Below are 26311 nucleotides of genomic sequence, written 5' to 3'. Positions count from 1 at the left end.
ACAGAGCCGGTGCGGCCTGCAAACACTCCGGCTGTCGCATAATCAACGCGGCTTCAACGCTCCGCCCCAGCCGCGGTCATGTCTCAATCGTCCAGCTTATCCTTGGTGATGGCACCGGGATGCGGATCGACATGGAATTCGTGCTTCCGGCCGTTCTTTCATGCCTTCGCCTTCCCAGTGGCCATCGTCGGCCTCGATCGTGCTCACGCTGCTGTAGACCGCCGCCATCAGCTTCGATTTGGCTTGATCCACGCTAATCCAGTCAGCGCCGGGTTGATCCGCCAGTGCCGGCACCGCGATCACGCCCGCCAGCAGCAGCACGGCGGTAAGAAATGCGGGTTTTCTCATGTCGTCCTTCCCCGCGGCGAAAAACGCCCGATGGGCGCGGCGATCAAGACCGCCAGCCTGCAACCAGAGCGCGGCGAACCGCAACGCCGCCGAAACCTGGTTTCACCGCCTGACCTTCGCGGGCTGATCTCTGTCCGTCTTGATCACACTCGAAATCGTCTCCCGCAACACCGTAACGCGAAGGTTGGAGGCGATCTCCACCTCGATCTCGTTGGACGGGATTTGCTTGCCATCCTTGTCCTGCACCACCGGCACCCGCTGCACCGTGCCAAGTATGCCGCCCCCGGTGACAACCTTGTCACCATGCTTCAGCTCCGCCAGCATGCCGCGCATTTCCTTCTGCTTCTGCTGTTGTGGACGGATCAGCAGGAAGTAGAACACCGCGAAGATCAATACTAACGGAGCGAACTGGGTCACGCCCGACAACACTCCGGAGGCGTCCTGGGCATACGCCGGAGAGATGACCGTAAATGGGTTCACTGGTGGGAAGGTCCCTGCGATGCGAGAGCCGGACCATAGTTGCCGGCTTGCCCGCGTCAAGCGGCCAGCCGAGCGCCGCGCCGATCGTCACGCGGCGTCATCAAGACGACCCGGCGGAACTGTCGGTTGAACGTCGAAGGATCGGCGAACCCGGCATCCAAAGCGACCTCGAGCACCGGCCGCTTCGACCGCCGCAACGCCACCGCCGCGTTCTGCAGGCGAGTCCTCAGGATGAACCGGTGCGGGCTCATGCCGACGACACGGCGGAACGTGATGCGGCGCTATCGCCACGCCGCGCGCCATCTCCCGAGGCTCAGCGGCGCGTCGGCATGAACCTCGATACGCCGCGGGATCGCCTCCACCCGCCGCAGATCGCGATCCGTCGGTTCCGGCTGCCCTGCAGCACCGCCGCGACCGCGCTCCGCCTCGACGGCACGGATAACGGACCGCCGGGACCCCGCCCGGATTACGCACCCGGCTATTACGCCGCCTGCGTCATCGATCCGCACGGCTACCGGATCGAAGCCCATCACGACGGCTGACCGAGGTTGAACCACGACGGCGCGCCCGCTGATGCGTCCCGCTGCTCAGCCCCGGCCAGTTCAAGCTCCAGTTGCGCAATCACTGTCCGCGTCTCTGCCGCGCACGCGTCGCATACCACATCGCCGTCGTTCGGCGGCCACTGCCGCGCGATCGTCCGCCCGCAGGCGCAAACACTCTGGTAGGGCGCTGTCATACGCCAAATATGTTCTTACTCTGTTCCTGACGCAAGCCTCATGCGGGGCGACCTGCCACGGCACTGACCGAGCCGCCCAACTTCACACCGCAGCGCCGATCTGCCACACCTTGCGGCCAGGGTGGAGCGACGCCCCCAGTGTCACGCCCCCCGTGCCACGTTCGAAACACAGAACCGGCGCGATCGAGCCCGTCGCGCTCCGCCCGGCGCAACCCGCCGTCGCGGACCGCGGCTCAAGACCAACCACAGGAGTACAAAGTCCATGCTGCTGCAGCACCAGACCTGGCAGGAAGTGGAAACCTACCTCACCGGGTCCAAGGGCATCATCCTGCCGATCGGGTCCACCGAACAGCATGGCCCGAACGGCCTGATCGGCACCGACGCGATCTGCGCCGAGGTCATCGCCCGTGCCGTCGGCGACGCCGCCAGCGCCATGGTCGGCCCGACCATCGGCGTCGGCATCGCCGTGCACCACATGGGCTTCGCCGGCTCGATGACCGTCAAGCCCTCCACCCTCATCGCCATCATCCACGACTACGTCCTCTCGCTTGCTCGGCACGGCTTCCGCCGCTTCCTGTTCATCAACGGCCACGGCGGCAACATCGCCACCGTGCAGGCCGCATTCTCCGAAATCTACGCCGAGTTCGAGGGCGCCTTCGGCCACGCCGCGAACGACGAACTACGCTGCCGCTTGACCAACTGGTGGGACGGCAAGGCCATGCACGAACTGGCGAAAGAGGTCTTCGGCGACGACGAAGGCAGCCACGCCACGGCCAGCGAGGTCGCGCTCACCCAATACGCCCTGCCCGAGACCATCAAGCAGGCGATGCTGGACCCGGCCCGCGCCCCCTCCGGCCGCTTCCACGGCCCGGCCGATTACCGCCGCCGCTTCCCCGACGGCCGGATCGGCTCCAACCCCGGCCTCGCCACCCCCCAGAAAGGCCAGCGTTTCTTCGAGACATCGGTCCCCGAACTGGTGAAAACCTACACCAGCTTCATCGGCGAGAACGCCTGACAGGCCGCCCGATAGCCTGCCTGTGGTCGGAAGCCGCTAACCACTCACTCCACCGCCGCGCGCAGCCCGGCGCCGGCGGCCAGCGGGCACAGCGGCAGCGCGGCCGACAGCATCGCCCCCAGCAGCAGCAGATGCGGCCGCGGTGACAGCCCGTTGGCCGCAGCATCGGCGGCCGCGGCGCCAAAAATCAGCACCGGCGTAATCAACGGCAGCACCAGCAGCGGCAGCAGCACCCCACCCCGACGCGCGCCCAGCACGATCGACGCACCTGTGGTGCCGAACAGCGACATCAGCACGCTGCCCAGCAGCAGCCCCGCCAGCAGCGCCGGAATGCCGTCCGGCGGCATGCGCAGCATCACCGCAACCGGCCCCGCCGCCAGCAACAGCGGCAACCCGGTGACCAGCCAGTGCGACGCCGCCTTGGCCGCCGCCACCGCCGCCGCCGGCAGCCCCGACAGCAGCAACAGATCCAGCGAACCGTCTTCCAGATCGGCGCCGAACAGCCGATCCAGCGGCAGCAGCGCCGCCAGCAACGCACAGACCCAGACGATCCCGGGCGCGATGCGGCCCAGCGTGTCCGGCGCCGGGCCGATCGCCAGCGGGAACAGCGAGGCGGTGACCAGGAAGAACAGCAGCGCCGCCAGGGTGTCGGCGCCATGGCGCAGCGAAAGCCGCAAATCGCGTGACAGCACCGCCCAGAAGATCCGCATCAGTTTAGAGTGCGATCGCTTTTGGTGGCATCACCAAAAGCGTGAATCGCCCTCTCGGACAATGCGGTGCGATCGCTTTTGGTGGCATCACCAAAAGCGTGAATCGCCCTCTCGGACAATGCGGTGCGATCGCTTTTGGTGGCCTCACCAAAAGCCTGAATCGCCCTATCAAACAATGCGGTGCGATCGCTTTTGGTGGCCTCACCAAAAGCCTGAATCGCCCTCTCGAACAATGCGGTGCGATCGCTTTTGATGGCCTCACCAAAAGCCTGAATTGCCCTATCAAACAATGAGTCGCAGAGCATTATCGGTTCAGGCCAAACCGATGATCTAGCCGCAGTTCGGCCGCGCCGCTCAGCGGCAACGCGACATGGGTCGCCGCCACCACGACGCCGCCGCCCGCTCGGTGGGTCGCCAACAAGCCACCTAACCGCTCGATCGCGGCGCGGTCCAGGCCCAGCGACGGCTCGTCCAGCAGCCACAGCGGGGCGGCCGACAACAGCAGCCGCGACAGCGCCAGCCGCCGCCGCTGCCCGGCCGACAGCATGCGCGCCGGCAGCTCGGATAGCGTCTGCAACCCCACCGCGGACAACGCCGCACCGATCGAGCGACCCGACACCGACGCACTGAACCGCAGGTTCTCGGCAACCGTCAAACCCGGCTTCACCGCATCCTGATGGCCGACATAGGCCACCCGGCGGCCGTGTTCGGCCACGTCGGCAAAAGCATCCGCCCCGTCCCAAACCAGCCTTCCCGCCGCCGGCCGGATCAAGCCCGCCAACAGTCGCAGCAGCGTCGATTTGCCCGACCCGTTCGGCCCGGTCAGCACCAGGGCGCCCCCAGCCGCCACGCTGAACGAAAAATCGCTGAACACCAGCCGCTCCCCGCGGAACACCGCCACGTCCTTCGCGCTCAGCACATCGATCCCCCGCGTTCCAACCCGGTGGACGATCACCGGCCAGTGTGGTTAAAGCCCGGCCACCGGCCGGTGTGGTTAAAGCCCGGCGTCGTGATATTTCATCCGCGGCGTGTTCTCCACCCCACGCCGCCATAACGGAAGGCACCCCGCGAACCGGGGCGACACGGGCGATGACCGCAATTGGGCACGATACCCTGAAAACCCGCCGCACGCTGACCGTCGAGGGCAAGCCGTACGAGTATTTCTCCCTGCCCGAGGCGGCCAAGACCCTGGGCGACATCTCCCGCCTGCCGGTCAGCCTGAAGGTGCTGCTGGAAAACGTGCTGCGGTTCGAGGATGGGCGTAGCTACAAAGTGGATGACGCCAAGTCGATCGCCGGCTGGCTGGAAAACGCCTCGTCATCGCGCGAAGTGCCGTTCAAGCCGGCCCGCATCCTGATGCAGGACTTCACCGGCGTGCCGGCGGTGGTCGATCTGGCGGCGATGCGCGACGGCATCACCCGCCTCGGCGGCAACCCGGCCAAGGTCAACCCGCTGGTGCCGGTCGATCTGGTGATCGACCACTCGGTCATGGTCGATGTCTACGCCCGCCCCGACGCCCTGCAAAAAAACGTCGATATCGAGTTCGAACGCAACGGCGAGCGCTACAAGTTCCTGCGCTGGGGCCAGGATGCGTTCGACAATTTCCGCGTCGTGCCGCCCGGCACCGGCATCTGCCACCAGGTCAACCTGGAATACCTCGGCCAGTGCGTCTGGACCTCGACCAACGCCGGCACCACCTTCGCCTATCCCGACACCCTCTACGGCACCGACAGCCACACCACCATGGTCAACGGCCTCGGCATCCTCGGCTGGGGCGTCGGCGGCATCGAGGCCGAGGCCGCCATGCTGGGCCAGCCGATCGCCATGCTGATTCCCGACGTGATCGGTTTCCGCCTGACCAACAAGCTGCCCGAGGGCGCCACCGCCACCGACCTGGTGCTGACCGTCACCCAGATGCTGCGGCGCAAGGGCGTGGTCGCCAAGTTCGTCGAGTTCTTCGGCCCCGGCCTGAACGATCTCGGCCTGCCCGACCGCGCCACCATCGGCAACATGGCCCCCGAATACGGCGCCACCTGCGGCTTCTTCCCGGTCGACAAGGTCGCCCTCGACTACCTGCGACTGTCCGGACGCGACACCCACCGCATCGCCCTGGTCGAGGCCTACCTCAAGGCCCAGGGCATGTTCCGCGAACCGAACAGCCCCGACCCGGTGTTCACCGACACCTTGGAACTCGACCTTTCCACGGTGCAGCCATCGATGGCCGGCCCAAAGCGCCCGCAGGACCGGGTTCTGCTGAAGGAAGTGTCCACCTCGTTCAAGGCCGACCTGATCAAGGGCCTCGGGGTGCCGGCGAACGAGGCCGCGACCACGGTCAAGGTCGCCGGCAAAAACTACGACCTGACCCACGGCGACGTGGTGATCGCGGCCATCACCTCCTGCACCAACACCTCCAACCCCTCGGTGCTGGTCGCCGCCGGCCTGGTCGCGCGCAAGGCCCACGCCAAGGGCCTGAAGCCGAAGCCATGGGTGAAGACCTCGCTCGCCCCCGGCTCCCAGGTGGTGACCGAATATCTCGATAAATCCGGCCTGACCGCCGACCTCGACGCGATCGGCTTCGAGACCGTGGGCTACGGCTGCACCACCTGCATCGGCAACTCGGGTCCGCTGGATGACGCGATCGTCGACGCAATCGAGGACAACCGCCTGGTCGGCGCTGCGGTAATCTCCGGCAACCGCAATTTCGAGGGCCGGGTCCACGCCAACGTCCGCGCCAACTACCTGGCCTCGCCCCCGCTAGTGGTGGCCTACGCCCTGCTCGGCAAGGTGACCGCCGACATCACCACCGAACCGCTGGGCACCGGCAGCGACGGCCAGCCGGTGTATCTGAAGGACGTGTGGCCGACCAACAAGGAAATCGCCGACGTCATCGCCGCCAGCCTGTCCCGCGACCAATTCCTGAAACGCTACGGCGAAGTGTTCAAAGGCCCCAGACAGTGGCAGTCGATCCAGGTCGAGGGTGACAACGCCACCTACCGCTGGTCCGACGGATCGACCTACGTGAAGAACCCGCCCTATTTCGACGGCATCACCATGGAACCGGCCCCGGTCGGCGACATCACCGGCGCCAGGGTGCTGGCCGAACTCGGCGACAGCATCACCACCGACCACATCAGCCCAGCCGGATCAATTCGGAAAACCTCCCCGGCCGGTGACTACCTGCTGGAGCGCCAGGTCACCCAGGCCAACTTCAATAGCTACGGCGCCCGCCGCGGCAACCACGAAATCATGATGCGCGGCACCTTCGCCAACATCCGCATCCGCAACGAGATGCTGAAGGACGTGGAAGGCGGCATGACCCGCCACCTGCCCTCGGGCGAGGAAATGCCGATCTACGACGCCGCGATGCGCTACAAACAGGAAGGCGTGCCGCTGGTGATCTTCGGCGGCAAGGAATACGGCACCGGATCGTCCCGCGACTGGGCCGCCAAGGGCACCATGCTGCTGGGCGTGAAAGCCGTAGTGGTCGAAAGCTTCGAGCGCATCCACCGCTCCAACCTGGTCGGCATGGGCGTCTTGCCACTGGTGTTCAAGGACGGCACCGATCGCAAGTCGCTACGGATCCAGGGCGACGAACTGATCGACATCACCGGCCTGGACACCATCACCCCGCGGATGGACCTCTCGCTAATAATCCATCGCGCCGACGGCAAGGTCGATACCGTGCCGGTAACCTGCCGGATCGATACGGTGGATGAGGTGGCTTACTTTCAGCACGGCGGCATCCTGCAATACGTGCTGCGCGCCATGGCCAAGGCTGCCTGATCCTGGCGGCCGCGGACGGTTGTTTGACGGCTGCCGTTGCCCGACAGCCACGGTCAATGTCGGCTTTGCGACGAGGTTGCTTACCCTGCGGATTGATCGCTTCCGCGTGCCAGCCAGTTTTCCAGCGGCAATCCGGGCACGCGCGAGAATTCACGTTCATTATCCGAAACCAGCGTGGCATTGATGGCTAACGCCTGTGCGGCGATCCATGTGTCATTCGCCCCGATCGGCATCCCCTGCCGTTCCAACAAGGCCCGGACCCGCGCATAGTGGGGGTAGTGTCGTAGTCGATTCCGACCAGCGGCAACCGCTGCGCTAGCGAGGCGACGCGGGCGCGGTTGCGTTCGCCATGCGCACTTTTCTCCGCGCCGAATGCCAACTCCCCCAGCACGATGGCCGACAGACGCAGGGTGCTCAGCGGCAAGGATTCCAGCCGTTGCCGCACCTCCGGATGTGCCTTCAACGCGGCGATAAAGATATTGGTGTCGAGAAGATAGAGTGCGGTCACTGCCCAATCTGGTCGTCCAACGAGGCCACGCACTCGGCCAGTGCGTCATCCGCTTCTCGCAGGTTGATATCGCCGTCCGACCAGAAATCGCGAAACGCGTCGGCTGCCACGCGCGGGCGATCCGGCACCAGCCGCGCCACGACTTTGCCGTGCCGAGTGACGGCAATTTCTTCGCCCTCCTCGACCTCAGCCAACAGGGCCGAAAAGCGGGCCTTCGCTTCGACGACGGTGATGGTCTTCACGGCATTCTCATAAAAATGACCATATGGCCAGATTATTTCGAAAGGCAGTCATCCGTCAAACGGATTGATTAACCCAACCCATGGGTTCTCCTGGATGACCCGAGAGCTTGCCCGTGTAGCCGGCCAGAAGACCTCGCCAGCGAAGAGCGCCGCGGCACGGTCCAACGGTGAAAAAGGCGGCCGCCCTCCTAAGACCGCTGGTACTTGAGCGCTGTCCGGCGAAGAACGCCAGCAATATCATGGCCTGTCGCCACGCCACGACGCCGGCGAGTGCCAGCCCAGAAGCCTCGGGGCACTCGTTCAACGGCAGCCGCGAGACACCGTCGGCATCAACGCCGCGACCCTTTGTCGCCGATGAAATCCACCAACGCCCGCAGCGGCGCGGGAAGATGGCGGCGACCCGGATAGTACAAAAACGGACCCGGGAATTCCTGCCACCAGGGCCGCAGCACCGGCTCCAGCCTGCCGTCGTCCAGATACGGACGCAGCCAGCCCTCGAACAACTGGATGATGCCGGTGCCGTCGACCGCCGCCTGCACCGCAAGGTCCGTCGCCGCGCCAACCCGCACGATCAGCGGACCGCTCGGGTCCACCCGGATGATCTCGCCATCGCGTTCGAACTCCCAAACCGTCATCGCCCCGCTGGAGAACCGCCCGCGCAGGCAGGCGTGATCCAGCAACTCACGCGGATGGCTGGGGCGTCCGCGCCGGTCCAGATAGGCCGCCGACGCCGCCGTCGCGAAGCGCTGCACGCGGGGCCCGATCGGCACCGCAATCATGTCCTGCTCCAGCCGCTCGTCATAGCGGATGCCGGCATCGCAGCCCGCCGTCAGGACATCGACAAACCCGTCCTCGGCCACGATATCGAGGGTGATATCGGGATAGGCGCTGAGAAACCCCGGCACGATCGCCGGCAACACCAGCCGCGCCGCGGCCACCGGCACGTTCAGTCGCAGCGTCCCGGCCGGGCGGTCGCGAAAGCTGTTCACGACGTCCAGCGCCGCGTCGACTTCATCCAATGCCGGCCCAAGCCGCTCAAGCAGCCGAGCCCCCGCCTCGGTCGGCGCCACGCTGCGGGTGGTGCGGTTCAGCAGCCTGACCCCGATCCCGGCTTCCAGCCGGCGTATCGCCTCGCTCAGGCTAGAGGCGCCGCGGCCGCTGACGCGCGCCCCACTGCGGAACCCGCCCTCGCGGGCAACCGCGAGGAACGCGTTGAGGTCGCCGAGATCCACCGCCATTGTGCGCCGCTCCGAACAGGCTGTGCCGATTTACCTCTGTTATCGCGCAGCTCCAGCCTGTCTACATGTGCGGTGCAAGCAAAGGAGACCACCAATGACCGACATCACCAAAGCCGGAACCTTCAAGCTCGGCGATCGTGCCGTGAAACGGCTGGGCTACGGTGCGATGCAGTTGGCCGGCCCCGGCGTGTTCGGACCACCGAAGGACCACGCCGGCGCCCTCGCGGTGCTGCGCGAGGCGATCGCCAACGGTGTCGATCACATCGATACCAGCGACTTCTACGGCCCGCACATCACCAACCAGATCATCCGCGAGGCGCTGCACCCCTACCCGGGCGGCTTGGTCCTGGTGACCAAGATCGGTGCGAAACGCGGCGAAGACGGCTCGTGGAATCCGGCCTTTTCCCCCGCGGACCTGAAGCAGGCGGTGCAGGACAACCTGCGCAATCTGGGCCTCGATGCGCTCGATGTGGTCAATCTGCGCATCATGTTCGACCGCCACGGCCCGGCTGAAGGCTCGATTGAGGCGCCGATGACCGCGCTCGCCGAACTCCAGCGCCAAGGGCTGGTGCGCCATATCGGCCTGAGCAACGTAACCGCCCGACAGATCGCCGAGGCACGCGGCATCGCCGAGATCGTATGCGTGCAGAACGAGTACAATCTCGCGCATCGCCAAGACGACGCGCTGATCGACCAACTCGCCGCCGCCGGCATCGCCTACGTGCCGTTCTTTCCGCTCGGCGGCTTCACCCCGCTACAGTCCGGCGCCCTGTCCGATGTTGCCGCCACGCTTGGCGCCACCCCGATGCAGGTCGCCCTGGCCTGGCTGCTGCGCCGAGCGCCGAACGTCCTGCTGATCCCGGGCACCTCGTCCGTTGCGCACCTGCGCGAGAACCTGGCCGCGGCCGAACTCGAGTTGCCGCCCGACACCATCGCCGTACTCGATAAGATCGGCACGACAGCCGCCCAGGTCTGAAAAGCTTGTCTGCCCCAGGCGGCGTCCAACGGCGCCGCCTGGTTGGAAAGCCCGCTTCACCCTGGCGGCTTCTCCGCGAGCTGGCTCCAGGTGGAGGCGGGCGGTGGCGGCCCAGCAGCCGGATTCCACCGGCCGGACTTTTTCAGCGCGTCCGCCACGCTCTTGGGCATGTAGTTCTCGTCATGTTTGGCCAACACTTCCGAGGCACGAAACACGCCACCCGGCTGTTCGGCTCCGAGTACCACAACCCCCTGGCCCTCCCGGAACAGGTCCGGAAGAATACCCTTGAAGACAACCGGAACGCTGCTGCTGCCGTCGGTAACCCTGAAGCGCACCAGTGCCCCGCCGTCCGCGGACTTCCGCACCGTCCCACGCTCGACCAGACCACCCAACCGCAGCGAATGCCCAACCTGCTCGGACTTTGCCAGATCGGAGGGAGAAACAAAGAACACGAGGTTGTCGCTGAACGCCGACAATATCAGCGCCGTGGTGCCGGCCAGCCCTATGCCGCATACCATGACCGTCAGCAGCCGACGCCGTTTGCGGGTCACTGATAGCTCCGATCCCGGGATGCACCGATTGCTTCGAGCCGGCGGCGGTCCGAACGGACGCGGAACGCGACCTCGAGCAGGAAGAACACCACGACACCAATCGCTATGGCGTAGGCGGCCGCGATATAGCCAAAATGCGTCACGATAGCCTCTCTTCGCCCACCGATGACACCTGGGCGTTCAGCAGTGATCGGATCCGCCGCTCCATGATCGCTGCCCGCGTTCGGGCAACGACTATTCCCGAAAACAACAGCGTGAACCCGAGCGCCGAAAAAAACAGCGGCCACAACATGCTGGAAGCGATCGTCGGAGCCCCGGTCAAGCCGATCGAGGCCGGCTGGTGCAGCGTGTTCCACCAATCGACGCTGAATTTGATGATCGGAAGGTTGATCACACCGACAACCGCCAAAATCGATCCGGCTCGGTAGCCACGGGCAGGATCGTCAAACGCCCGCACCAGCGCGATATGACCGAGATAGAGCAAAAACAGAATGAACACCGACGTCAGACGCGCGTCCCATACCCACCACGCGCCCCATTCCGGCTTGCCCCAAAGACTGCCGGTTGCCAGGCAGACCGCCGTGAACCCGGCCCCGACCGGACCGATTTCCACCGCCGCAAGGTCGGCCAGCGGATGCCGCCAGACCAGCGAGACGAAACTGCACACCGCGAGAGAGAAATAGCCGGCGGATGCCAGCCAGGCGAAAGGCACGTGCACATACATGATCCGGACCATGTCGCCCTGCTGCCAATCATCCGGCGCGAAAAATGCCCCCCAGACGATTCCGACGATCGTCAGTAAACCGCCGGGCCACAGCAGCCACGGAAGCACCTTGCCCGACAATCGCAGGAACTGCCCCGGGTTGGCGAAATGACGCCGAGGTCTCTTTGATCGGGTCGATACGGCGGCTGTCCGAGCGTCCACAAAAATCCCTTACCGGATTGATCCTTATAGGGAAACACCCTGCACAAAACCGATGTCGTGTTAAGGACTCCAGGACCTGTCGTCAACTATGGACCGTCCGTCGAAACCACAAGGCAACACTCGGCGGTCAATCGGCGCCAGCGGCGAAATTCGACGGTTCCAGCGCCGTGTTCGCCGGCCCCGAGACGGTCAGCCCTAAACCAACGGCACCGATGCGCGGTCACCCCGAAACGCCCCATGACCGTTTAAGGTCACCCTAAAATGCGCGGTGACCGTCTACGGTCATCATGAAGTGCTCCAACCTCACGAGACTGGGATTCGCCCGATATCGTCCCGGCAACTTTAGCGCGCCGCTTCGCCACCACCGGGATCGCCCGCGACAGTCGTTCGGCTGCGCGTCGGGTTCGTGACTTTACTGTTACGTTCTTGCCATCAGCAGGTTGCTCGGCAGCGTCTTGTCGAGCACCTTGCGCGCCTGTTCGACGCCGGTCACCGGCAGGCCGGCAGCGTTCAGCAACCCCACCTGCACCAGCACCGACGCCTGGTCCCAGTAGATGTGCTCATGCACCAGTTTGTCGCCCTCGAACTGCACCACGGCGATCATCGGGATTTCGACCGGCTTTCCGGTCGGAGCGACACCAGGCAGCATCCAGTCGATCTCGGTGGTGTGGGTGAACCGCAGCACGAATTCGTCGACCACGCTGCTGGCCCCGACCGTTCGGCTGACCGGCTGCATGGCGAAATCTGGCGGGTTGGCGCCAATGAAATGGTTCGCGTAGAACGACTTCAGAGCCTGGTAACCGACGCCGCCAGTCGCCGTCGGGACGTGGTTGACATACGGTTGGTCAACCATCGTCGCCATCGTGGCATCGACATCGCGCGTTTCGAATTCGTAGCGACAGTGCGCATCCCACAGCGTCACCAGATCATGATCGGCCAACATCGACCTCCAGGATTCACCGCTGGCGAATGATCGCGTCGGGCGGAACGTTCAGCGCCGGAATCATGCGATAACCCACCGGTCAACGAAAAAAAGGCCCATGTCGCCCGCCAGGCTCCCCGCCACGTCGATGCCGCCTCGCAACCAGGACATCGTCATCCCGACCCGGTTGTCCACGCCGGCGCAAACTGCGTCCATGGCACTCACCAAATCGCCGCAGAGCCAGGCTGACCGAGTGTCAGGCTGACCGGGCGCCCCCGAATCCACCCATCAGCCGGCCCAACAGCCCGGACAGATCGGCGCTCTGCGTCTGTGCCGGAACCTGCCCGCCGGGGGTCAGATGATCCACCATGTGTGGCACGGCCTGGGCCAGCACATCGCGCATCGCATCCGGCGTGGTGCCGGCCTGGCTGGCCCAGGACTGGATCTGGTCGGCAGAGAACACCTGTCCGACCTGATCGCCGGACACCGAGGCGTTGCTGCCGGTGCCCACCCAGGACTGCGCCGCCTGTCCAAGCCCGGCATTCTGGAACTTGGAGATCACCGCCGCGACGCCCTGGTTGTCGCCATCCTTCATCGACAGCACCTGCTGCAGAATGGCGCTGATCGGCGAGGCCTGCCCGGGCTGCCCGCCCCCCATCACGCCTTGCAGCATCTGGCCGAGAATTCCGCTCATGTTGATCTCCTTAAAACACCGTCGTCGTCAGGTGCCCGCCTCAGGTTTCAGGTGATCGACGGTCCCCCTGGCCCACCGGGTCCGCCTAGCCCACCCGGGCCGCCCGAAGAGCCGTAGTTCGCACGATTGCGCACGAACATCCGATAGATCGCCAGGATGATCACCGCGCCGACGATCGACCCGATGAACCGCGCACTCTGGTTGCCGTGGTACCAGCCCAGCGTGCGGCCGAGCCAGGTCGCCACCACGGACCCGGCGATGCCAAGCAGGATGGTGACGATGAACCCGCCGGGATCGCGTCCGGGCATGATGAATTTGGCCGCTGTACCGGCAACGAATCCAACAATGATCGCCCAGATGAATCCCAGCAAAGCGCTACCTCCTCGGCGATGAAACGACAACACGCGCCGTTTGTACAAGACTAGCAGGCGGGGCCGGGCGTGGCGATGCCGAATGTCCCACGATTACCTGACTGTCACGTTTAATTTACAAGACCAGACCGCGACTCCACACGATTTTATTGCGTACTACTCATCATTCCTGCCGCGCCAACCGTCTTCCCCGAACCATCGTCACCCCCAATCGTCACCCTTGATGCGCCAGCCGCAGCCCAGGACCATCCCACGGCATCGCCACCAATTGCCCGGTTCCGGAAAGCGTCATGTAGGCGGTGCGCAAATCCTCGCCGCCGAAGCAGATATTGGTGCAGAACATGTCGGGCATCGGAATTTGCCGCCGCAGCCCACCGCCGGGCGCCACCACGTTGACCGACCCGTTCACCAGCGTCGCCACGCAGACATTGCCCGCGGCATCGACCGCCAGGCTGTCGAAGCGCTGAAAACCGCCCAGCCCGACCATCAGCCGACCGCCATGCGGCGACGGAAACGGCGCCTTCGCCAGCACGCCAGGAGCCAGCACATCAAACGCCCAAAGCCGAGCGGTCTCGGTCTCGGCGACGTATAAGGTCTTACCGTCCGGCGACAGCCCGATCCCGTTCGGGGTCAGGATCGGATGCACCACCTCGACAATGCGCGATCCGTCGGCCAGCGCGTAGTAAACCCCGCCCCAGTCGCGCTCCCGCGCCCGCGCCTTGCCCAGGTCGGTGAAGTAGAACCCGCCGGCATCGTCGAACACGATGTCGTTCGGCCCCAGCAACCGATGCGGCCCACAATGATCGTACAGCACGCTGACCGCGCCGGAGCGCGGATCGATCCGCTCGATCCGGCCGCCGGTGTAGTCCGACGCCGGCCCGCCCGGGCGCAGCATGTTCATCTCGGTGCGCCATTGGAAGCCACCGTTGTTGCAGACATAGAAAGCGCCGTCGGGCCCGATCGCCAGACCGTTCGGACCGCCGCCGACAGCGGCCAAAACCTCGGTGCGGCCGTCTGGCGGCACCCGCGTCACGGTCTGGCGCTCAATCTCCACCAGCACGATCGACCCGTCGGCCATCGCGACCGGCCCCTCCGGGAAGCGCAGGCCGCTGGCAATCACCCGTATCTCGGTCATCGCGGTTTCCTCCAACTGTTAGTGACAGCGTGGATTGTTACCCCCAGCATAGCGCGGTTGCCGGTGCACCGGAACCGCCAGCCCGGCCACGCGTCAACCATTTGTTCATGTTTGCCGTGCATACAGGCGTAGCATGCGCGCGATTGCTGACCATCCCGACGTGTCCATCCTGACCGCCGCCGCCGCATTGCTGACCGCGGCGCTGGCCTGTGGCCTGCTCGCCCCGGCGCTGTTCGAAATGCTGTTGGCCGCCACCGTGCTCGCCTGCCTGGGGTTCCTCGCCTTCCGCTTCCCCACCCAGTCCTGCGTGCTCTGGCTGCTGGTCACCGGCATGAGCCTGGAGATGGCATTCGCCGACTGGGTCGGCGACGCCGCCTACCAGCCGGTGATCGCAGTGATCAAGGCCATCGGCATCGGCCTCGGATGCCTCTGCGTGCTGCGCTTCGGCCCCAAGCTCGACCTGCTGTGCCCGGCCTGGGGCTTCGTGGCCATGCTGCTGACCGGCCTCGCGCACGGCCTCTATCCCGGCCTGACCGCCACCGAGAGCCTGCGCTCCGCGATCGGCTCGATCGCCCCATTCGTGTTCTGCTTCGCGCGCCTGCCGCCGCACTGGGCCGAGGCCATCATCCGCGCCGCCAAATGGTGCCCGGTGGTGGCAGTCGCGGCCTGCCTGCCGCTGGCCGCCGTCGGCCTGCGCCCGCTGTTCGTCGACAGCGGAGGCGCCCGTCTCGCCGGCCTCGGTCATCCCGCCTTCCTCGCCAATGTCTGCCTGCCGGCGATCTACGCCTGCCTGATCCAGCTCTACCGCGAAGGCCGCCGCGGCGATCTCGGCTTGCTGATCGCCAATGGCCTGATCCTGCTGCTGACCGGCGCCCGCGCCCCGCTGTTCTACGCCATCGCGGTCTGCGGCATCAGCCTGCTGTCGATCCGCTCCCGCCAATTCGCCGCCCGCGACCGCATCCTGCTGGTGCTCTCGGTGCTCGCGCTACTGCCCATGCTGGTGCTGTTCGCCGGCGCGTTCTCTGAAGTACGCCTGTTCAACGTGATGGCCAACGAGGCCGGCAACCTCAGCGGACGCGATCTGCTGTGGCCGGAGTTCGAGGCCGCCGCCGCCCGATCCCTTTGGTTCGGCTGGGGCGTCGGCGCCGGCAACGTGGTGATCCCGCCCGACAGCGCGATCGTCCAGCAAATGCACACCTGGGCCGCCCACAACGAGTACCTGCGCATCGGCGTCGAGGGCGGTCTGCTCGGACGCGCCCTGTTGATCGCCCTGTTCGCCGCTTGGGTGTTCGTCCGCAGCCGCGACCTGCCGGCCGCGGATCGGCGCATCATGCGGCTGGCATTCCTGGCCTACGCCGGCCACGCCGCTACCGACAACGTGCTGATCTCAACCCCGGCCTGCGTCATGTTCGCCTTCACCGCGGCAGTCTTCGCCCGTCCCAGTCTTCGCCCGTCGCATCCTTCGCCCGTCCCAAACTTCGCCCGTCCCATCCTTCGCCCTTCCCAAACTTCGCCCGTCCCAAACTTCGCCCGTCCCAGATTTCGCCCATCCTAGGCTTCGCCCATCCTAGGCTTCGCCCGTCCCAGACTTCGCCGAGCGCCGGAGGCGACACGCTCACCCAGGCGAATAGCCTTGCCCGATTCCAGCTTGGTGGCGTAGGGAACGCCGCCTGAGCAACAAATTTGCTCGCTCAGACAAAAAGCGAGAGCGCGGTGACCCTCGACGGGCACCTAATTAGAATGCGCTCTTCTCAGCCGGAGCATCGGTGGCCATGCGACGCGTTCTGCTTCTGTTATCCCTAGTGTTTGCAACGGTGTCCGGCTCGGCGGCCGCTTCGGCCGGCGGCATCGCCTTCGTGCTGAATTCGGCCGGCGCATCGATCAGCGTGATCGACATGGCAACCCAAAAAGAGGTCCGCCGCATCCCGGCGTTGCGCGAGCCCCACCACCTGGCGCTCAGCCCTGACGGCGCCAGCCTGCTGGTCGGCGATACCGCCGGCAACCAGATCATGTTCCTCGATCCCAACACCGGCCAGGTGCAAAAACGCCTACCGATCCCCGATCCCTACCAGTTGGGCTTCAGCCCCGACGGCAAGTTCCTCACCGTCAACGGCCTGGCCCGCAACCAGGTCGATATCTACGACGCCGCCAGCATGAAGCTGCTCAAGCGCTTCCCGGTGGTGGCAACGCCCAGCCATCTGGCCTATTCACCGGATTCCGCCACCGTGTTCGTCAGCCTGCAGGACAGCGACAAGCTGGCCGCGTTCGATCTGCGCACCATGACCCAGCGCTGGATAACCCCCGTCGGCCGCACCCCGGCCGGCGTGCTGTGGCTGAACGGCAAGGTCCTGGTGGCCGACATGGGCACCGACTACATCGCCGTGGTCGATCCGGCGACCGGCCACGTCGAACGCCACATCGCCACCGGCCGCGGCGCGCACCAACTTTTCCTCTCGCCCGACCACACCATCCTCTGGGTCAACAATCGAGCCGGCGGAACAACCGAGTCGCTGGACGCGGCAACGCTGACGCCGATCCGCAGCTACGCCATCCCCGGCGGCCCCGATGACATGGATTTCGCCCCCGGCGGCAAGATCTGGATCACCCGGCGCTGGGCCGAGAAGGTCGCGGTGCTCGACCCCGAGACCGGTTCCTACCGCACCATCGAGGTCGGCCGCTCGCCGCACGGTATTTTCCTCAATCCGCGGGCGCCGTCCCCCACGGTGCTGTCCCGCCGCTGATGGGTGATCCCTTCGACCTCGGCGCCGGCTGGCTGGAAGAGCACGTGCTGGTCCCGTTACTCTACCAGTTCGGCCTGATGAACTGGGAGGACGTGTCCTACGGCTGGGCACTGTTCGCCCTCTACGGCATCGCGCAGGTCGCGGTGACCTTCGCCGTCTGCCTGCCACTCGAGCGCTGGCGCCCGGTCGAGCGCTGGCCAGACAACCGCGCGGTCTGGGTCGATGCCGCCTACACCGTGCTGTCCCGCGTCGGCGTGCTGCCCCTGGTGACCTACGTGCTGTTCTACCGGATCCAGGTATCGGTCAGCGGCTGGATGGCCGATCGCGGCCTGGTGCCCCCAACCCTGGAGGGCGTGTTCCCCTTCCTGCTCGGCCAACAAGCACTGACCTTCGTGCTCTACGCCATCATCCTGGACTTCGCCGACTACTGGCGCCACCGGCTGTCGCACCAGGTGCGCTGGTGGTGGGCGCTGCACTCGCTGCACCATGCCCAGCGCCAGATGACGTTCTGGTCCGATGACCGCAACCACCTGCTCGACGACCTCATCGCCTTCGTCTGGTTCGGCGCCATCGCGCTGCTGATCGGAGTGCCCCCGCTGCAGTTTCCCCTGCTGGTGCTGCTGCTGCGCTTCCTCGAATCGCTCTCCCACGCCAACGCCCGTGTGTCGTTCGGCTGGCTGGGGGACCGCATCCTGGTCTCGCCCAGGTTCCACCGCGCCCATCACGGCGTGCTCGCCGCCGGCCAGCGGAGCTGCAACTACGGCGCCGTGCTGCCCTGGTGGGACATGCTGTTCGGCACCGCTGATTTCGCCCGCGACTACGTCCGCACCGGCGATCCATCGGGCGAGGAAGCGCTGGCCACCGGCAGCTACGCGCAACAGCAACTGGCCGGTCTGCGGCGTTTCCTCCGGGTAGTCGCGCGCTCGCCGGCGCGCCACGGGATGTGACCGGACCCGCTCCGGTTTGATTTGTTATCAGTGTCTTCGCGTGCTAAAGTAAGTAAAGGTCACGGAAATTTGGAATGAGCGACGAACCCGACAATCTCATCCTGGTGTATCTGCGCCGCATCGACGAAAAGATCGATCGCCTGGCAGCCGGCCAGGCCGACTTGAGCCGGCGCGTCACCTCGCTGGAGACCAAAGTGGCGTTGCTGCACGGCGACTTCGCCGCCCAGTCGGAACGAATCGACCGCATCGAGACCCGGCTCGACCGCATCGAACGACGCCTCGACATCGTGCCCGCCTGACCCGCCCGGGTTCGCCTTCGCCGCGCGCCGTGCCAGCAGACGATCCCCAGCCGAGCTGACAACTGGTCGGCCCGTGGTCCCCCGTCGGCCGACGGGCTGTAGCCGAGCCGCCAAGAGCATCTGCCCATCAGCAGGCGATTCATAATACCGGCAGCCGCAACGACTTATCAATTTTCACCTGCGAAGCTCACTTCGCTCAGATGGATTGGGCGGTTGCGACGCGTATGTGTCATGGCGTAGCGGGCGAACGTGACGACGCCCGTCCTCCCCGCTCGTCGCGATCCATAGAGGCCGCCGGGTGCTGAAGACCCAAGAGCTCGCGCATCCTCGCCTGGCATCGGGATTGACAGGGCGGTGACCAAGCAAAAAGGCCGTGAAGGGGAGGGCGGGGAATGCCTATGCGGTTCCCGGTTCATTTTGCTGTTGTGTCGTTACGTGGTCACAGGGTATGCGGCGCGGGCGTCTGGAAGGATCCTGGCCATGAGCTTCGCCGTCGGTGACCGCGTTCGCTATAATCCCCAGCTCCTGGCGTCGGCTCTGCCGCAATGGCGCGGCACGACGTGGCGGATCGCGGCGTTGACCGGCGACATTCCGGGGCAGGGCGATCGAGTGTTTGCCCGTCTTGAGAATCACAACGGCGACATTGAAGATGGTGTCAGCACGGCGAAGCTGGTTCCTGATCGCAACTATCCGGTCAGGATCGACTGCCCACACTGCAGCATCGCCGGTGCTCAACTGCTGCCGAAGCTGGGGGACAGGGACGACTACGATTGCCCGAGCTGCGGCAAATTCAACATCAGCGGCACACAAAAGGTGCTGTTCGAGGAGGGCATCCACGACATCACCCGAGGGCAGATCGTCGACGAGGCAGGGCGGCGCTGGTTGCGGCCCAGGCCGGGAACGATCATGCCGATTGGCTTCAGGCTGGAACCGGACTGCGTTATTTGCCCGCTCTGCCACACCATCGTCGCCCCTCGGCTCGAGGCTGCGCCGCGCTGCGGCCAATGTGGTGGCAGTTATTGCGCAGCTTGCCTTGCCAACGGCAATCCACAACTCCTGTGCCCCGATGGCCACACCGACCTGACCCCGTGTGCACTACAGTTGCTCGGCGTGCCTGCAAGCTGAGTGCTCGCTGCTGTGACCGCCGGTTGCACCCGAAACAATAGAAGTGGGCCGATGAAACTGCTCATACGCAAGATCTGGATACCCATAGCGGCCTTGGCTCTGCTCGCCGGCGCCGCAGCACGCGCCGACAATGCGGCCTGCTGGGGCGACGAAAGCCGCGGCGACATCACCTGCGCCAAAATCACCGAGCCGTTGTTGCTCAGCCTACGCGGCCAGACTATCGACGCTGTGCGGAAGGCTTTCGCAGCGCCCGGGCGAGACATCGAAAAGGGCCTGCACTTTCTAAGCAACTACAGCCGGGGCGAAAAGACCGGTTCGGGCGATGTGAATGTGGCGTTCGAGGATGGGCGAGCCACCACCATCCAGGCTTCCGTTGACTCCCCCAGTAAAGTTGGGGAATTCGAATTCATCTGGACCGCCTATGCGGCCCCCACTCTCGGCAGTGAGATCGACCACACAACGAAGAACTTTCGCCGCGCGCCATTTTGTTCGGACTTCTCCGGCCAACCCGCGAAATGCACTGGTGATGACACCATCGACCACCAGCTGACTCTATTGCAGATGCAAGGCGGTCTGACGAAAGCCGACTTGCTGAAGCTGCTCGAGGTGTCTTGTGATCCTGGCCAGGGCCTGATTGTCACTGACGCTGCCGGAGATTGCGCCCGGCTTCGCGAGCGACTTCGCTGATCCTGAAATCGACAGGGGAGCCTCGGGTGCCCCCAGGTCAGGCCCAAACCGTGGCCCGCCTCTGGTGGAAACCATTTCGCCGCCCCCACAACCTATCCGCGAGTGCGCCAGCAATGCCGCCGCGGTCGCAAGCCGGTTTGACTGCCATCGGCAGTGCGGATCGCCGGCCGGGTCGGCAGCGTGCGTTTCGACTGGGCCGGCACTGGGCCAATGCTTTAGGCGGCACGCCTGGTGCTGGCATCGCCGACCTGAAAGCCACGGACCACCCACATCATGGCGCGCGCGAGCCCCCCGACGAGCAGCAGCAAGCCGATCGGCGGCAGCACGATAATCGCCAGGTATCCACGCCAATCGCCAAGGCTTGGGTGGGAATGGTACGGGCCCCAGACCCAATCAGGACCAGCCAAAAAAGCAGACAACACTATCCAGATGAGTGACAGCAGCACCCACACCCGTAGCAGGCCGCGCTTCATGTTTATCGATCGTCGCATGGCGTCGGTGCTTACCGCCGATTGGTAAACACCGGCTTAATGCGCTGTGCGGTCACATCATTTGCCAGCAGGAACGTCGGGGCCAAGGCGACCTCCACGTCAGTCGTTAGAGCAAACGAGGTGATCGTCCGATTGTTCAGCCATTAATTGTACGGCGGCTGCGTTGCTGTTGGAGCTCGCTAGTTGCATCCGAAGCGCCGTTTCCAACGGGGATGCCTCTTCACGCCAGCAGTGCTGCCTGGAGGGGTCAGGCTGGTTTGGTTGATATGAGGCGGTTGGAACCATCCCCCCGTTGCACGCGGCCAACGTGCCTACCAAGCACAGAGCAAAGATCGGTCGCAAAGCGACGAAGGGAAGGGTGGCGCACATGATCCGCCGGTGGTTAGCACTGATTGCTGAACACAAACTTAACGCTCCTTCGACACGGGCGCCCGCCTGAGCTGGCAAGAACCAGACAGTGCAAGCCGCCATATCGCCTCGCCACTTGCCACCGCGGCAGGAAACGCGCGTCCAAACGGCCACCCGCGGACCGGTCTAGAGCCGCGACGCAGCAGTTTGAGGCTGGATGCGGAGTGATACCGCGCCCGCCAGTAGATCGCGCAACAAATGCGGGCTAGGCGTTGCGAATATAGCGGTATGGCACAACGCCTCAATAAATCAGGGGAAACGTCATGAAATCAGGGGAACACGTCATGGCCGACCCGGACCCCACCCGAGTGCACCCGGTCGCCCCACCCGGCCCAGCCATGCGGCGAGCAATGATCGCCGGCTTCATCGGCTCGCTGATGGAATGGTACGACTTCTTCCTGTTCGGCACCGCATCGGCGCTGGTGTTCGGGCGGCTGTTCTTCCCCTCCGCCGCACCCGCCGCCGGCACCCTCGCCGCCTTCGCCACCTTCGCGGTCGGCTTCATCTCGCGCCCCATCGGCGCCATCCTGTTCGGCCATCTCGGCGACAAGGTCGGGCGCAAATACGCCCTGCTGGCGACCGCCCTGATCATGGGACTCGGCACCCTCGCAATCGGCCTGCTGCCGACCTACGACAGCATCGGCGTCTGGGCGCCGATCCTGCTGGTCGTGCTACGCCTGCTCCAGGGTCTCGGCATCGGCGGCGAGTGGGGCGGCGCCTCGCTGGTCGCACTGGAACACGCAACAACCGGCCGCCGCGGTTTCGTCGGCAGCGTGCCACAAATGGGTTCCCCGCTCGGCCTGCTGCTCTCGACCCTCGCGTTCGCCATGGTGGACCGGATGGACCCGGCAAGCTTCACCGCCTGGGGCTGGCGGGTCCCGTTCCTGCTCAGCGCCCTGCTGCTCATCGCCGCAATCTACATCCGCTTCAACGTCGAGGAGACCCCCGTCTTCCTGAAAGCCAAGGCGTCCGGCAGGCAGCTGGCAATGCCGGTCCTCGAGCTGTTCCGCCGCCACCCCCGCAACATCACCCTCGCCACCGGCGCCCGCCTGGCCGACGCGGTGGTGTTCAACACCATCAACGTCTTCGGCATCTCCTACGCGGCGCAGACTCTTCACGTCGATCGCGGCACCATGTTGTCCGGCTTCGTCATCGCCGCCGGCGTCGAGGTGGCGATCCTGCCGCTGGTCGGTGCCCTGTCCGACAGGGTCGGGCGCCGCCCGGTGTATCTGGCCGGGGTCATCCTCTCCGGCCTGTTCATCTTCGCCTACTTCCCGCTGCTGGCGACCGGATCGACCCTCGCCGCCTGGTTCGCCATCGTCGTCGCCCTCGCCGTCGGCACCGGGTTGATGTTCGCGATCCAGAGTTCCTTCTTCTCCGAACTGTTCGGCACCGGCGTGCGCTACAGCGGCATCTCGATCGGCTATCAGTTGTCCGCCCTGATCGCCGGCGCGCCGACGCCGTTGATCGCCAGCGCCCTCGTGCTGTGGGCGGGCGGCGCCTGGTGGCCAGTCGCGGTCTATGTCTGCGCGGTCTGCGCAATCAGCGCGCTGTGCGTCTACCTCGCCGCCGAGACCCATCGCGCCGACCTCGGCTGACCGGCTATCGAAATCCCGATGGCATGCGGTCGGCTTTGCCTCCCCGGCCCGGCGTGCCAGCATAACCGCCAGGAGGACCCACCCCATGAACGACATGCCCACCACCCAGGACCCCGCCTCGCTCGACGGCAAGGCGATCGCCGACCTGGCCGAGCAGCTAAACCAGCTCCTGCGCCTGCGCACCTTCCCCATCGGCATGAAATTGTTCGCCGATGTCGCCGAGATGGAAGCGGTGCCCGGACTGCGCCGCCCCACCAAAGGCAAGACCTACTCCACCTGCCAGTTGGTGACCCAGTCGCGCATGGCCGGCTTCACCCTCGGCATCACCACCGAAAACGTTCCCGCATTCTCCAGTTGCAGCAGCGTCATCGGGCTGGACGCCCCGGGCGAGATCTACACCTCCGGCCGCAAGATGGACGGCGTGTGGTTCCAGAACCGCGACGCCGCCGCCGCCCACCAGGCGCAGATGCCCCGCGTCACCCCCGGAACCTATCACGGCCTCGCCGTCTCGCCGCTGCGCACCGCCAGGCTCAGCCCGCCCGACATCTGCCTGTTCTACGGCAATCCGGCACAAATGATCCTGTTCATCAACGGCCTGCAATGGCGCAACTACCAGCGCTACGACTTCAGCATCACCGGCGAAAGCGCCTGTGCCGATAGCTGGGGCAACGCCCTGAAGAACCAGACCGTCAGCCTGTCGATCCCGTGCTACGCTGAACGCCGCTATGGCGGGGTCGCCGACGACGAGATGCTGATGGCCTGCCCGCCCAACGACTTGGCGCGAGCGGTCACCGGCCTGCAGGGATTGGCCAAGGCCGGCCTGCGCTATCCCATCATGCCGTTCGGCCCGCAAGCCGAACCAGGCGAGGGCATGGCGAAAAGCTACGCCGGCAAGAGCTGATCAGCCGGCCCAACAGCCTCGGTGCCCGCCAACGAAGCCGCGCGCAGCGGCCGCGGTAACAAATGAGCCGTTCGTAACTTGCTGCCCAGCCTCCGGCGATCCTAATTGCCCCGATGCCCACATCGCTGCAGGCTTCGGAGGCCGCCCCCGTCGATGCATGGTCGGCCCCAGGATCAGGGCTGGTCGGCATCGCCGGCGTAATGGCGCTGGGCGTCGTGCTGTGGTGGCTCAGCGCCAACTTCCCCACCGAAATGCCAGCCTGGGCGCCATACGATTTTTCCTGGGTCTCGTTCCTAGGCATCGCGTTGCCGACCGCTTGGTATGCGCGCGGTCTATACATCAGCCATGCGCCCCAACGGCCGAACCTATGTCGCATCATCGCCTTCGCCGCCGGCATCGTGCTGATCTACACCGCGCTGCTGTCACGATTCGTCTATTTCTCCCAGCACATGTTCTTCCTCAACCGGCTGCAGCACCTCGGGATGCACCATCTCGGCCCGTTCCTGCTGGCGCTGGCCTGGCCCGGTGCCACGATCCGCCGCGGCATGCCCGATTGGGCAGCGCGCCGCCTCCAGGCGCGCTGGCTACAACGTCTGCTGCGGCTCACCCAGCAGCCGGTGATCGCCGGCATCCTGTTCGCCGGCCTGGTGGCGCTGTGGCTGCAGCCGACGGTGCATTTCCACGCCATGCTGTCGCCCTGGCTTTACGACCTGATGAACTGGAGCATGGTGATCGACGGCCTGCTGTTCTGGTTCATGATCCTGGATCCCCGCCCGCCGGCGGAATCCGGCTGTTCCTACCCGGGCCGCCTGGCGGTCGTGCTGCTGGTCGAATTTCCCCAGATTATCATCGGCTCGCACCTCACCTTCACCAATACGGTGCTGTATTCATACTACGATCTCTGTGGCCGGCTGTTCCCCTCGATCAGCGCCATCCTCGACCAGCACCTCGGCGGCGTGGTGGTCTGGATCCCGCAAGGCATGATGGGCGCCATCGCCTTCCTGCTGATCATGAACAACATCCGCAAGCACGAAGATCGCGCCGGTGGTCCCGGCCGCAACGATATCGAAATCGGAGGAATGCGTGTCTCATCGGGCAGTTGGACGGGTCGCTAGCGTCCTGCTCCAGAAGTCCGCCGCGTTATGCGGCGGCCTTCTAGGATCAGCAGGCCACTCAAAAGAAAGCGCTAGGGTCCCGGGTCTGAAGTTCGCCGGTTATGGCGAACTTCAGACCCGGGACACCAGTATCCGATCGCAGCGCAACGCGAGCCGCGAAGCGTCCGCGCTTCCGCGCGTGAGACTCAGACAGATGTATCCCGCTGCACTGATGCACGGCACCAGTGTGGCCCTCTGCGGCGCCGCGGCGCTGGCAGTGGTGGGCGCCGGACCGGCGCCTGATGCCCCACCGGCTGCCCAGGTACGTGACGCCAGGATGCGCGTGCTGCTGGCGTCGCGTCCGGCGGGCGGCTATTTCGACCTCGACAACCATGCCGCCGAACCGCTGACACTGACCGGCGCTGCTTCGCCGGGATGCGGTTCGCTGATGTTGCACCGCTCGATGAATAGCGGCGGCACCGACAGCATGGCCGCCGTCGATCATGTATCCGTCCCCGCGCACGGCTCGCTACGGTTCGCCCCGGGCGGCTACCATCTGATGTGCATGCAACCGGTCTCGACCCTGCGTCCCGGCACCAAGGTTCCGGTCACCCTGACGTTCGAAGGCGGCGGCAGCTTGACGACGAATTTCGCGGTCGAGGGCGCGCATGGCCGCTGACCAACCGATCCAGCGGCGTGGCGTGCTGGGCTTGCTCGCCGCCGGCGCCGCCGGCCTGCCGCTGTCGCAGTGCGACGACACCACCGCGTGGCACGATGTCGACGTCGCCGGCAGTTCACCGGCGCTGCGCTTTGACATGCGGCGCGCACCGGACGGCAAGCAGGTGACCGCCGCCGACTACCGCGGCGACATCGTCATGCTGTACTTCGGCTATACCTTCTGTCCCGACGTCTGCCCGCTCACGCTGCAAAACACCGCCGACGTTTTCTCCCGGATGGGGTCCGACGCGCGAGCGGTGCGCTTCCTGTTCGTCACCGTCGATCCCGGCCGCGACAGCCTCGCCGTGCTGGCACAATACGTCAGTCAATTCGGTCCCAACTTCATCGGCCTGCGCGGCACGCCCGACCAGCTCGCCAACCTGGCGCGCCGCTACCGCATCGCCTACTCGGTCGCCCCGGCCCAGGGTAGCGCCCCGGGGGGCACCCCGAACGGTAACCCAATCGAGGTAACCCACAGCTCCGCCATCTACGTGTTCGACCGCCAAGGCGCCGCCCGGCTGCTGGTGCCCTCGATGGCCTCCTCCAGCCCCGACACCACAGGTGTCGCCGCCGACCTGACCCGCCTGATGCATGAACGCCCCTCGACCCTCGGCTGGCTGGAGCGGCTGGTCAGCTAACCATCCGGGATTGACAGTCCGCACCGACCCG

32 protein-coding genes and 1 pseudogene are annotated in these 26311 nt (G+C 65.6%); 15 read left to right on the top strand and 18 right to left on the bottom strand.

The features are described 5' to 3' along the window. Nucleotides 1-96: 96 nt before the first annotated feature. Genes ACQY4T_RS17030 through ACQY4T_RS17020 form a run of 3 tightly spaced genes read right to left on the bottom strand, consistent with a single transcriptional unit; the run spans nt 97 to nt 1079 of the window. Nucleotides 97-432 (bottom strand): PepSY domain-containing protein, encoded by a 336-nt coding sequence (locus ACQY4T_RS17030; protein WP_428533007.1) that lies wholly within the window; start codon nt 430-432, stop codon nt 97-99. Between the two features lie 18 nt (nt 433-450). Further along, a complete protein-coding gene (gene yajC, locus ACQY4T_RS17025; protein ID WP_428533004.1) occupies nt 451-828 on the bottom strand; it encodes a preprotein translocase subunit YajC in 378 nt (125 codons plus the stop codon). A 56-nt stretch (nt 829-884) separates the two neighbouring features. Next, nucleotides 885-1079, bottom strand: coding sequence for a helix-turn-helix domain-containing protein (locus ACQY4T_RS17020; RefSeq protein ID WP_428533001.1), 195 nt, complete (start codon nt 1077-1079; stop codon nt 885-887). Between ACQY4T_RS17020 and ACQY4T_RS17015 the strand changes: the two genes are divergently transcribed. Together ACQY4T_RS17015 and ACQY4T_RS17010 are read left to right on the top strand one after the other, a co-directional pair. Further along, nucleotides 1068-1370, top strand: a complete 303-nt coding sequence (locus ACQY4T_RS17015; protein WP_428532998.1) for a hypothetical protein — start codon at nt 1068-1070, stop codon at nt 1368-1370. The two genes, ACQY4T_RS17020 and ACQY4T_RS17015, sit on opposite strands and share 12 nt — an antisense overlap. Nucleotides 1371-1826: 456 nt before the next feature. Then, a complete protein-coding gene (locus ACQY4T_RS17010) occupies nt 1827-2579 on the top strand; it encodes a creatininase family protein (RefSeq protein ID WP_428532995.1) in 753 nt (250 codons plus the stop codon). A gap of 44 nt (nt 2580-2623) precedes the next feature. Here the strand turns inward: ACQY4T_RS17010 and ccmB are convergent, their stop codons facing one another. Genes ccmB through ccmA form a run of 3 tightly spaced genes read right to left on the bottom strand, consistent with a single transcriptional unit; the run spans nt 2624 to nt 4208 of the window. After that, nucleotides 2624-3289, bottom strand: coding sequence for a heme exporter protein CcmB (gene ccmB, locus ACQY4T_RS17005; RefSeq protein ID WP_428532993.1), 666 nt, complete (start codon nt 3287-3289; stop codon nt 2624-2626). Then, nucleotides 3289-3594, bottom strand: a complete 306-nt coding sequence (locus tag ACQY4T_RS17000) for a hypothetical protein (protein ID WP_428532991.1) — start codon at nt 3592-3594, stop codon at nt 3289-3291. Before ACQY4T_RS17000 ends, ccmB begins: the two co-directional genes overlap by 1 nt. Then, the gene (gene ccmA / locus ACQY4T_RS16995; RefSeq protein WP_428532988.1) at nt 3594-4208 is read right to left on the bottom strand and encodes a heme ABC exporter ATP-binding protein CcmA; all 615 of its coding nucleotides are present in this window, start codon (nt 4206-4208) and stop codon (nt 3594-3596) included. The genes ACQY4T_RS17000 and ccmA overlap by 1 nt, the downstream gene beginning before the upstream one ends. A gap of 170 nt (nt 4209-4378) precedes the next feature. Between ccmA and acnA the strand changes: the two genes are divergently transcribed. Further along, nucleotides 4379-7072: an aconitate hydratase AcnA gene (gene acnA, locus ACQY4T_RS16990; protein WP_428532985.1), complete on the top strand. Its 2694-nt coding sequence runs from the start codon at nt 4379-4381 to the stop codon at nt 7070-7072. Between the two features lie 80 nt (nt 7073-7152). Here acnA and ACQY4T_RS16985 read toward each other — a convergent pair whose 3' ends face one another. The 4 genes and pseudogenes from ACQY4T_RS16985 to ACQY4T_RS16970 form a co-directional block, all read right to left on the bottom strand. After that, on the bottom strand, nt 7153-7446 hold the full coding sequence (locus tag ACQY4T_RS16985; RefSeq protein WP_428542944.1) for a PIN domain-containing protein: 294 nt from the start codon (nt 7444-7446) through the stop codon (nt 7153-7155). Further along, nucleotides 7371-7580, bottom strand: a pseudogene (locus ACQY4T_RS16980) (PIN domain-containing protein); the annotation flags it as partial. The gene ACQY4T_RS16985 and the pseudogene ACQY4T_RS16980, both read right to left, overlap by 76 nt. Further along, nucleotides 7577-7822, bottom strand: a complete 246-nt coding sequence (locus ACQY4T_RS16975) for a type II toxin-antitoxin system Phd/YefM family antitoxin (RefSeq protein WP_428532982.1) — start codon at nt 7820-7822, stop codon at nt 7577-7579. The gene ACQY4T_RS16975 and the pseudogene ACQY4T_RS16980, both read right to left, overlap by 4 nt. 329 nt (nt 7823-8151) lie before the next feature. Continuing rightward, the gene (locus ACQY4T_RS16970; RefSeq protein ID WP_428532979.1) at nt 8152-9060 is read right to left on the bottom strand and encodes a LysR family transcriptional regulator; all 909 of its coding nucleotides are present in this window, start codon (nt 9058-9060) and stop codon (nt 8152-8154) included. 94 nt (nt 9061-9154) lie between these two features. On the opposite strand from ACQY4T_RS16970, the gene ACQY4T_RS16965 reads away from it, so the two are divergent. Next, the gene (locus ACQY4T_RS16965) at nt 9155-10036 is read left to right on the top strand and encodes an aldo/keto reductase family oxidoreductase (RefSeq protein WP_428532976.1); all 882 of its coding nucleotides are present in this window, start codon (nt 9155-9157) and stop codon (nt 10034-10036) included. Nucleotides 10037-10092: 56 nt separating this feature from the next. On the opposite strand, the gene ccmE is transcribed toward ACQY4T_RS16965, so the two are convergent. From ccmE to ACQY4T_RS16930, 7 genes are all read right to left on the bottom strand, one after another. Further along, nucleotides 10093-10587, bottom strand: a complete 495-nt coding sequence (gene ccmE, locus ACQY4T_RS16960; RefSeq protein WP_428532973.1) for a cytochrome c maturation protein CcmE — start codon at nt 10585-10587, stop codon at nt 10093-10095. Beyond that, entirely contained in the window at nt 10584-10730 is a 147-nt protein-coding gene (locus tag ACQY4T_RS16955; protein WP_428532970.1) for a hypothetical protein, read from the bottom strand. Before ACQY4T_RS16955 ends, ccmE begins: the two co-directional genes overlap by 4 nt. After that, the gene (locus ACQY4T_RS16950) at nt 10727-11512 is read right to left on the bottom strand and encodes a heme ABC transporter permease (protein WP_428532967.1); all 786 of its coding nucleotides are present in this window, start codon (nt 11510-11512) and stop codon (nt 10727-10729) included. Before ACQY4T_RS16950 ends, ACQY4T_RS16955 begins: the two co-directional genes overlap by 4 nt. A 418-nt stretch (nt 11513-11930) precedes the next feature. Beyond that, nucleotides 11931-12455 carry an ester cyclase gene (locus ACQY4T_RS16945; protein WP_428532964.1) on the bottom strand — a complete coding sequence of 175 codons (525 nt, stop codon included), beginning with the start codon at nt 12453-12455 and terminating at the stop codon, nt 11931-11933. A 235-nt stretch (nt 12456-12690) separates the two neighbouring features. Then, entirely contained in the window at nt 12691-13128 is a 438-nt protein-coding gene (locus tag ACQY4T_RS16940; RefSeq protein ID WP_428532961.1) for a YidB family protein, read from the bottom strand. Between the two features lie 47 nt (nt 13129-13175). Next, entirely contained in the window at nt 13176-13499 is a 324-nt protein-coding gene (locus ACQY4T_RS16935; protein WP_428532958.1) for a GlsB/YeaQ/YmgE family stress response membrane protein, read from the bottom strand. Nucleotides 13500-13713: 214 nt separating this feature from the next. Then, nucleotides 13714-14634, bottom strand: a complete 921-nt coding sequence (locus ACQY4T_RS16930) for an SMP-30/gluconolactonase/LRE family protein (protein WP_428532955.1) — start codon at nt 14632-14634, stop codon at nt 13714-13716. A gap of 133 nt (nt 14635-14767) precedes the next feature. Between ACQY4T_RS16930 and ACQY4T_RS16925 the strand changes: the two genes are divergently transcribed. The 6 genes from ACQY4T_RS16925 to ACQY4T_RS16900 all read left to right on the top strand — a co-directional run bounded on the left by ACQY4T_RS16925 (nt 14768) and on the right by ACQY4T_RS16900 (nt 20433). Further along, entirely contained in the window at nt 14768-16189 is a 1422-nt protein-coding gene (locus tag ACQY4T_RS16925; protein WP_428532952.1) for an O-antigen ligase family protein, read from the top strand. A gap of 217 nt (nt 16190-16406) precedes the next feature. Further along, nucleotides 16407-17375 (top strand): YncE family protein, encoded by a 969-nt coding sequence (locus ACQY4T_RS16920; RefSeq protein ID WP_428532949.1) that lies wholly within the window; start codon nt 16407-16409, stop codon nt 17373-17375. Beyond that, complete coding sequence (locus ACQY4T_RS16915) at nt 17375-18322, top strand: sterol desaturase family protein (protein ID WP_428532946.1); 948 nt, start codon at nt 17375-17377, stop codon at nt 18320-18322. Before ACQY4T_RS16920 ends, ACQY4T_RS16915 begins: the two co-directional genes overlap by 1 nt. A gap of 74 nt (nt 18323-18396) precedes the next feature. Next, nucleotides 18397-18621, top strand: coding sequence for a hypothetical protein (locus ACQY4T_RS16910; protein WP_428532943.1), 225 nt, complete (start codon nt 18397-18399; stop codon nt 18619-18621). Between the two features lie 480 nt (nt 18622-19101). Continuing rightward, nucleotides 19102-19746 (top strand): hypothetical protein, encoded by a 645-nt coding sequence (locus tag ACQY4T_RS16905; RefSeq protein ID WP_428532940.1) that lies wholly within the window; start codon nt 19102-19104, stop codon nt 19744-19746. A 51-nt stretch (nt 19747-19797) separates the two neighbouring features. Next, nucleotides 19798-20433, top strand: coding sequence for a hypothetical protein (locus ACQY4T_RS16900; protein WP_428532937.1), 636 nt, complete (start codon nt 19798-19800; stop codon nt 20431-20433). A 215-nt stretch (nt 20434-20648) separates the two neighbouring features. On the opposite strand, the gene ACQY4T_RS16895 is transcribed toward ACQY4T_RS16900, so the two are convergent. Continuing rightward, nucleotides 20649-20906 carry a hypothetical protein gene (locus tag ACQY4T_RS16895; RefSeq protein WP_428532934.1) on the bottom strand — a complete coding sequence of 86 codons (258 nt, stop codon included), beginning with the start codon at nt 20904-20906 and terminating at the stop codon, nt 20649-20651. A gap of 689 nt (nt 20907-21595) precedes the next feature. Between ACQY4T_RS16895 and ACQY4T_RS16890 the strand changes: the two genes are divergently transcribed. The 5 genes from ACQY4T_RS16890 (at nt 21596) to ACQY4T_RS16870 (ending at nt 26280) form a co-directional block, all read left to right on the top strand. Beyond that, the gene (locus ACQY4T_RS16890) at nt 21596-22930 is read left to right on the top strand and encodes an MFS transporter (RefSeq protein WP_428532931.1); all 1335 of its coding nucleotides are present in this window, start codon (nt 21596-21598) and stop codon (nt 22928-22930) included. An 85-nt stretch (nt 22931-23015) separates the two neighbouring features. Then, nucleotides 23016-23831 (top strand): DUF169 domain-containing protein, encoded by an 816-nt coding sequence (locus ACQY4T_RS16885; protein WP_428532928.1) that lies wholly within the window; start codon nt 23016-23018, stop codon nt 23829-23831. Between the two features lie 113 nt (nt 23832-23944). Further along, nucleotides 23945-24946 carry a cytochrome c oxidase assembly protein gene (locus tag ACQY4T_RS16880; protein ID WP_428532925.1) on the top strand — a complete coding sequence of 334 codons (1002 nt, stop codon included), beginning with the start codon at nt 23945-23947 and terminating at the stop codon, nt 24944-24946. A 193-nt stretch (nt 24947-25139) separates the two neighbouring features. After that, nucleotides 25140-25604, top strand: coding sequence for a copper chaperone PCu(A)C (locus ACQY4T_RS16875; protein WP_428532922.1), 465 nt, complete (start codon nt 25140-25142; stop codon nt 25602-25604). Continuing rightward, nucleotides 25594-26280 (top strand): SCO family protein, encoded by a 687-nt coding sequence (locus tag ACQY4T_RS16870; RefSeq protein WP_428532919.1) that lies wholly within the window; start codon nt 25594-25596, stop codon nt 26278-26280. Before ACQY4T_RS16875 ends, ACQY4T_RS16870 begins: the two co-directional genes overlap by 11 nt. Nucleotides 26281-26311 lie beyond the last annotated feature (31 nt).

It is taken from the genome of Rhodopila sp., from assembly GCF_965277825.1.
GTDB lineage: Bacteria > Pseudomonadota > Alphaproteobacteria > Acetobacterales > Acetobacteraceae > Rhodopila.
The sequence above is the reverse complement of the archived record's forward strand: the minus strand, read 5'-3'. Positions and strand labels throughout refer to the sequence as shown.

What these genes read in the sequence shown, in the direction of transcription:
- ACQY4T_RS16895 (WP_428532934.1), bottom strand. Translation starts at nt 20,906, where the DNA reads ATGAAGCGCGGCCTGCTACGGGTGTGGGTGCTGCTGTCACTCATCTGG.
- ACQY4T_RS16945 (WP_428532964.1), bottom strand. Translation starts at nt 12,455, where the DNA reads ATGTTGGCCGATCATGATCTGGTGACGCTGTGGGATGCGCACTGTCGC.
- ACQY4T_RS16965 (WP_428532976.1), top strand. Translation starts at nt 9,155, where the DNA reads ATGACCGACATCACCAAAGCCGGAACCTTCAAGCTCGGCGATCGTGCC.
- ACQY4T_RS16920 (WP_428532949.1), top strand. Translation starts at nt 16,407, where the DNA reads ATGCGACGCGTTCTGCTTCTGTTATCCCTAGTGTTTGCAACGGTGTCC.
- ACQY4T_RS16885 (WP_428532928.1), top strand. Translation starts at nt 23,016, where the DNA reads ATGAACGACATGCCCACCACCCAGGACCCCGCCTCGCTCGACGGCAAG.
- ACQY4T_RS17000 (WP_428532991.1), bottom strand. Translation starts at nt 3,594, where the DNA reads ATGCTCTGCGACTCATTGTTTGATAGGGCAATTCAGGCTTTTGGTGAG.
- ACQY4T_RS17010 (WP_428532995.1), top strand. Translation starts at nt 1,827, where the DNA reads ATGCTGCTGCAGCACCAGACCTGGCAGGAAGTGGAAACCTACCTCACC.
- ACQY4T_RS16970 (WP_428532979.1), bottom strand. Translation starts at nt 9,060, where the DNA reads ATGGCGGTGGATCTCGGCGACCTCAACGCGTTCCTCGCGGTTGCCCGC.
- ACQY4T_RS16910 (WP_428532943.1), top strand. Translation starts at nt 18,397, where the DNA reads ATGAGCGACGAACCCGACAATCTCATCCTGGTGTATCTGCGCCGCATC.
- ACQY4T_RS16875 (WP_428532922.1), top strand. Translation starts at nt 25,140, where the DNA reads ATGTATCCCGCTGCACTGATGCACGGCACCAGTGTGGCCCTCTGCGGC.
- ccmB (WP_428532993.1), bottom strand. Translation starts at nt 3,289, where the DNA reads ATGCGGATCTTCTGGGCGGTGCTGTCACGCGATTTGCGGCTTTCGCTG.
- ACQY4T_RS17020 (WP_428533001.1), bottom strand. Translation starts at nt 1,079, where the DNA reads ATGAGCCCGCACCGGTTCATCCTGAGGACTCGCCTGCAGAACGCGGCG.
- ACQY4T_RS16900 (WP_428532937.1), top strand. Translation starts at nt 19,798, where the DNA reads ATGAAACTGCTCATACGCAAGATCTGGATACCCATAGCGGCCTTGGCT.
- ACQY4T_RS16905 (WP_428532940.1), top strand. Translation starts at nt 19,102, where the DNA reads ATGAGCTTCGCCGTCGGTGACCGCGTTCGCTATAATCCCCAGCTCCTG.
- ACQY4T_RS16870 (WP_428532919.1), top strand. Translation starts at nt 25,594, where the DNA reads ATGGCCGCTGACCAACCGATCCAGCGGCGTGGCGTGCTGGGCTTGCTC.
- ACQY4T_RS16915 (WP_428532946.1), top strand. Translation starts at nt 17,375, where the DNA reads ATGGGTGATCCCTTCGACCTCGGCGCCGGCTGGCTGGAAGAGCACGTG.
- ACQY4T_RS16880 (WP_428532925.1), top strand. Translation starts at nt 23,945, where the DNA reads ATGCCCACATCGCTGCAGGCTTCGGAGGCCGCCCCCGTCGATGCATGG.
- ACQY4T_RS16930 (WP_428532955.1), bottom strand. Translation starts at nt 14,634, where the DNA reads ATGACCGAGATACGGGTGATTGCCAGCGGCCTGCGCTTCCCGGAGGGG.
- ACQY4T_RS16925 (WP_428532952.1), top strand. Translation starts at nt 14,768, where the DNA reads ATGCGCGCGATTGCTGACCATCCCGACGTGTCCATCCTGACCGCCGCC.
- acnA (WP_428532985.1), top strand. Translation starts at nt 4,379, where the DNA reads ATGACCGCAATTGGGCACGATACCCTGAAAACCCGCCGCACGCTGACC.
- ACQY4T_RS16940 (WP_428532961.1), bottom strand. Translation starts at nt 13,128, where the DNA reads ATGAGCGGAATTCTCGGCCAGATGCTGCAAGGCGTGATGGGGGGCGGG.
- ACQY4T_RS16890 (WP_428532931.1), top strand. Translation starts at nt 21,596, where the DNA reads ATGAAATCAGGGGAACACGTCATGGCCGACCCGGACCCCACCCGAGTG.